Source organism: Mycobacterium sp. (assembly GCF_050701675.1).
Lineage (GTDB): Bacteria > Actinomycetota > Actinomycetes > Mycobacteriales > Mycobacteriaceae > Mycobacterium.
The window spans coordinates 1-5,888 of record NZ_JBOGDD010000486.1 but is presented as its reverse complement, the minus strand read 5'-3'; the positions used below and the strand labels follow the sequence as shown (position 1 = coordinate 5,888).

Sequence of the window (5,888 nt, the reverse complement as noted above, 5' to 3'; positions counted from 1 at the left end):
CACCAAACGGGTCGGTTCGGTACGGATTGGCAGCTTGGTCTCTTCGTGAGGATCGAGGGTCCGGTAGAACGCCAACCTCTCGAGTGGGCGATCCGCAAGGCCCTGAAGGAGGCCGAACCGGTCCGGACTGCCTTCTTCGAGGAGAATGGACAGGTCTTCCAAAGGGTGGTCGATCACCCGAACGTTCAGCTGGCCGTTCACGATCTGAGTCACTCGCAGAATCCCGTGCAGGACGCCCACGACATTGCGTCGGCGATCCAACGCACACCGATGCCGCTCAGCGGTCCGCTGTTCGAGTTTGCGCTGTTTCAGACGCGGCGCGACGAGTCTCATTTGTTCACGTGCTGCCATCACATCGTGATAGATGCCTCGGGCATCGCCTTGATCGGCCACCGCATTGCGACCATCTACTCTGCCATCGTCTCTGGCGCGCCCGTGCCACCCGCCTTCTTCGGCTCGCTCGCTGACTTGATCACCAGCGAGTTGGAATACGAAGCGTCGAAAGAGCATTCAGAAGATCAGGCCTATTGGACCAAGCACCTGCCATCCGCAGACGGATCGACGCTCGATCTTCCCCAGGCCGCAAACCAGCGCGACTCACGGCGCGCATCTGCGCCAATTGGACTGGACCCCGCGGTCATTCGTCGGGTTCAAGAGCTGTCGATACGCTGGAACACGCCTCAGTCATCGGTCATCACCGCGGCGTGCGCACTATTGGTGCACGGGTGGTCCGCCGAGGGCCCCGAGGTAGTACTCGACTTCCCGGTCAGCAGGCGAGTCAGTCTGGAGTCGAAGACACTTCCCGGGATGATTGCCGGGGTCGTGCCGCTGGTGCTGAAGGTATCACCGCAATCAACGGTCGCCGATTTCTGCCGGCACGTTGACACGCGGATCCGGGAGGCGCTGCAGCACCAAAGGTTTCCGGTGCAAGGCCTGGAGCGAGAACTCCGCTTCCGCGCCGCGGGGCCGCCTGCTCAGAGGGTGAGCGTCAATTTTCTCCCGTCTGCGTTCACCCTGGACTTCGGTGTCGCCAAGGCGTCGGCGTCGTATACCAATTCCGGCCTCGGGATCGGCTTCGGGTTGTTCTTCTCCGGCCTCGGCGATCAGCTGCTGTTCGGCACGGAAGGAGCAGGGCAACCACTTTCGAACTTCGACGTCTCAGAGTTGGCGGAACGGCTGCAGCGGGTGATGGTGGCGATGACAGCCGATCCGGACCGGAGGCTGTCGTCAATCCATCTGTTCGACGACGACGAGGATGCCCGGCTGGGCAGGTGGGGTAACCGGGAGGTGTTGAGCAGGCCCACACCCCCTGCGGTGTCGATTCCAGGGTTGTTCGCTGGACAGGTGTCACGCGCACCCGAGGCGGTGGCCGTGATCTTCGACGGCCGCTCGATGACCTACCGGGAGCTCGATGAGGCGTCGAATCGGTTGGCGCACCTGCTCGCTGATCATGGGGCCGGCCCTGGTCAGCACGTGGCGCTGCTCCTTTCGCGGTCCGCCGAGGCAATCACCGCGATGTTGGCGGTGCTCAAGACGGGCGCGGCCTACCTGCCGATCGACCCGGCGCTGCCGTCAGCCCGGATCGAGTTCGTGCTTGCCGACGCCGCGCCGATCGCCGCGATCACCACCACCGGGCTACGGTCACGCCTGGCCGGAAGCGACCTGGCCGTCATCGATGTCACGGACCCCCGCGTCGACAGCCAACCCAGCACGTCGGTATCGGCGCCGGATCCCGATGACGTCGCCTACCTCATCTACACCTCGGGCACCACCGGCGTCCCGAAAGGCGTTGCGGTGACCCATCGCAACGTCACCCAGCTGCTGAAGTCACTGAACTCACACCTGCCGGGACAGGTGTGGGCACAGTGGCATTCGTTGGCATTCGACGCCTCGGTCGAAGAGGTCTGGAGTGCGCTGCTGTTCGGCGGGCGGCTGGTGGTGGTGCCCGAGTCGGTCGCGAGCACCCCGGAGGACTTTCGCGCCTTGCTGGTCAGCGAACGGGTCGGCGTGGTGAGCCAAACCCCCTCAGCACTTGCACCACTGCCACCCGAGAGTTTGGGATCGGCGGCGCTACTGGTGGCCGGTGAAGCCTGCCCGGCCGAGATCGTCGATCGCTGGGCTCCAGGACGGGTCATGATCAACGGCTACGGCCCGACCGAAACCACGGTGTGCGCATGCAGGACTGCGCCACTGACGGCCAGTTCGGGTACGCCGCCGATCGGTGCGCCGGTGTCGGGGGCGGCCTTGTTCGTCCTCGACGGGTGGTTACGTCCCGTCCCGGCCGGGGCGGTCGGCGAGTTGTACGTCGCGGGCCGAGGGGTGGGCGTCGGATATTGGCGGCGGGCCGGGTTGAGCGCATCGCGATTCGTCGCTTGCCCGTTCGGGCCGCCCGGAACGCGCATGTATCGCACAGGGGATCTGGTGCGGTGGGACCCTGACGGGCAGTTGCGCTATCTCGGGCGCGCCGACGGGCAAGTCAAGATCCGTGGCTATCGCATCGAACTCGGCGAAGTTCGAGCCGCACTGGCCGGAGTGGACGGCGTCGAGCAGGCGGTGGCCGTCGTCCGCAGGGACCATCCCGGTGACACGCGGCTGGTCGGTTACGTCACCGGTACCGCCGAACCGGTCGAAATACGTGCCAGCTTGGCCGATCGGCTTCCCGCCTACATGGTGCCTGCCGCGGTAGTGGCCCTGGAGACGCTTCCGTTGACGGTCAACGGCAAGCTTGACATCCGCGCCCTGCCCGCCCCCGAGTACCAGGACGTCGATCACTATCGCGCCCCGGGAAGCGCGGTCGAGGAAATCCTCGCAGGCATCTACGCCCAGGTTCTGGGACTCACGCGGGTGGGCGTCGACGACTCGTTCTTCGACCTGGGCGGGGATTCACTCTCGGCGATGAGGGTGATGGCCGCCATCAACAGATCGTTGGATTCCCGACTTCAGTTGCGCGCCTTGTTCGACGCACCAACGGTAGCCCTGTTGGCGCCCCGGCTGGGTGAGGATGCGGTTGGGCGTGAGCCGTTGGTGGTCGGCGAGCGGCCCGCCGTGGTTCCGTTGTCGTTCGCCCAGAGCCGACTGTGGTTCCTGGAGCAATTGCAGGACGGGGCCGCGACCTACAACATGCCGAGCGCGTTCCGGATCGACGGGCCATTGAACGTCGAGGCGCTTGGCACGGCCGTCGATGATGTCATCGCCCGCCACGAATCGCTGCGGACCGTATTTCCCGACAGCGATGGTGTCCCATTTCAGCACGTGCTGCCGGCCGGGACCGGAATGTGGCGACGTGGCGGCGCATCGGTGGTGTCCTCGCCGGAACGGGAGGTGGCCGGCGAGTTGACGTCGCTGGCCGGCCATCGGTTCGAACTGTCGACCGACATCCCCATTCGCGTGCAGATCCATTCGGTGGGACCGGACCAGCACGTGGTGGGAATCGTGGTGCACCACATCGCCTTCGATGGGTGGTCAATGACTCCCATGGTGCGTGACATCAGCGCGGCGTACGCGGCACGATCGCAGGGGCTTGCTCCGGAATGGCCGCCACTGCCGGTGCAATACGTCGACTACACGTTGTGGCAGCGGACGCAGTTCGGTGATCTCCAAGACACCCACAGCCCCATCGCCGAGCAGCTGGCGTACTGGCGGGCTGCGCTGTCGGGGATGCCCGAACATCTGGAACTACCGACGGATCGGCCCTACCCGGCGGTGGCCGATCAGCGCGGAGCCAACGTGGCGGTGGATTGGTCCGCGGGGTTGCAGCAGCGGGTGCGTGAGATGGCTGCGGAGCACAATGCCACGAGTTTCATGGTGATCCAAGCTGGGTTGGCGGTGCTGCTGTCGCGGCTCAGCGCGAGTTCTGAGGTAGCACTGGGCTTCCCAATCGCCGGACGCGATGATCCAGCACTCGATGAGTTGGTCGGGTTCTTCGTCAACACGCTGGTGCTTCGGATGGATTTGGCCGGTGACCCCACGGTGGCGGAGCTGCTGTCCCAGGTCCGCCGCAAGGAACTGGCGGCTCTCGAGCATCGGGATGTGCCGTTCGAGGTACTCGTCGAGCAGCTCAACCCGACCCGGTCGTTGACGCACCATCCACTGGTGCAAGTGGTACTGGCCTGGCAGAACCTGCCGGGAAGCACCGGTGACCCGACTGCCGGGTTGGCGTTGGGCGATCTGCAGGTCACTCAGATGCCGGTCGACACCCACACCGCCCGCATGGACCTCACCTTCTCGCTGTCCGAGAAATTCAACGATTCCGGTGAACCCGAGGGAATTTCGGGATCGGTTGAATTCCGCACCGACGTATTCGACCCCGGCACCGTCACCACGCTGATCGCGCGCTTCGAGCGGGTATTGGATGCCATGGCCGCTGATCCTGGGCTGCGGTTGTCCTCGATGGATGTGCTCGACGCCGAGGAGCACAACCGCGTCGACGAGTTCGGTCACCGCGCGGTGCTGACCCAGCCCGTCCCGGCGATGTCGATCCCCACACTGTTCACCGACCAAGTCGCCCGCACCCCCGACGCAGTCGCCCTGACGTTCGGGGATCGTTCGTGGACCTACCGCGAACTCGACGAAACCTCGAACCGGTTGGCCCACCAGCTCACCGAACACGGCGCAAGCCCAGGACAGTGCGTCGCGCTGCTGTGCTCCCGCTCCGCCGAAGCGATCGCGGCGATCCTGGCAGTGCTCAAGACCGGGGCAGCGTACCTACCCATCGACCCCGCCCACCCCGACACCCGCATCGACTTCATGCTCACCGACGCCACCCCCATCGCCGCCATCACCACCACCGAACAGGCCGACCGATTGAACGGCCGCGGCGTCACCGTCATCGACATCACCGACCCCCACACTCACACCCACCCCGACACCGCACTACCCACCCCGAACCCCCACGACATCGCCCACATCATCTACACCTCGGGCACCACCGGCATCCCCAAAGGCGTTGCCGTCACCCACCACAACGTCACCCGACTCTTCAACACCCTCACCATCGGCCTAGACCTCACCCCGGCACAGGTCTGGACCCAATGCCACTCCTACGCCTTCGACTACTCAGTCTGGGAAATCTGGGGTGCCCTACTACACGGCGCACGCCTACTCGTCGTCCCCGAACACATAACCGGCTCACCAGAAGACCTCCACACCCTCCTCATCGACGAACACGTCACCGTGCTCAGCCAAACCCCCTCCGCGGCAGCAGCACTGTCACCCGACGGCCTGGACTCAGTGACCTTGATGGTCGCCGGTGAAGCCTGCCCACCCGAGATCGTCGACCGCTGGGCCCCCGGACGGGTGATGATCAACGGCTACGGCCCCACCGAAACCACCATCTACGCCACCATCAGCAACCCACTCACCCCCACGACGGGGCCGGTGCCGATCGGCACACCCGTACCCGGAGCAGCACTATTCGTCCTCGACGGCTGGCTCCAACCCACACCCCCCGGAGTACTCGGCGAACTCTACGTCGCCGGCCGCGGCGTCGGAGTCGGCTACTGGCGCCGAACCAGTTTGACCGCCTCCCGGTTCGTCGTCTGCCCGTTCGGGACGCCCGGGACCCGGATGTACCGCACCGGGGACCTGGTCCGCTGGGGTGCTGACGGGCAACTGCACTACCTCGGCCGCGCCGATGAACAGGTCAAGATCCGCGGCTACCGCATCGAACTCGGCGAAATCCACGCCGCCCTCACCGAGATCGACGGCGTCGAGCAGGCCGCGGTCATCGCCCGCGAAGACCGCCCCGGCGACAAACGCCTCGTCGCCTACCTCACCGAAACAACCACCGGAACACTCGATCCAACAGCCATCCGCACCGCACTAACCCAACGACTCCCCACCTACATGGTCCCCACCGCCATCGTCGTCCTCGACACCCTGCCCCTGAC

General features: G+C 65.5%; 1 protein-coding gene. It reads left to right on the top strand.

Features of this window, described 5'->3' with window-relative positions:
- The coding region (locus ACRDUX_RS14505; RefSeq protein WP_526414723.1) for a non-ribosomal peptide synthetase at positions 1–5,888 on the top strand (5,888 nt) is incomplete at both ends.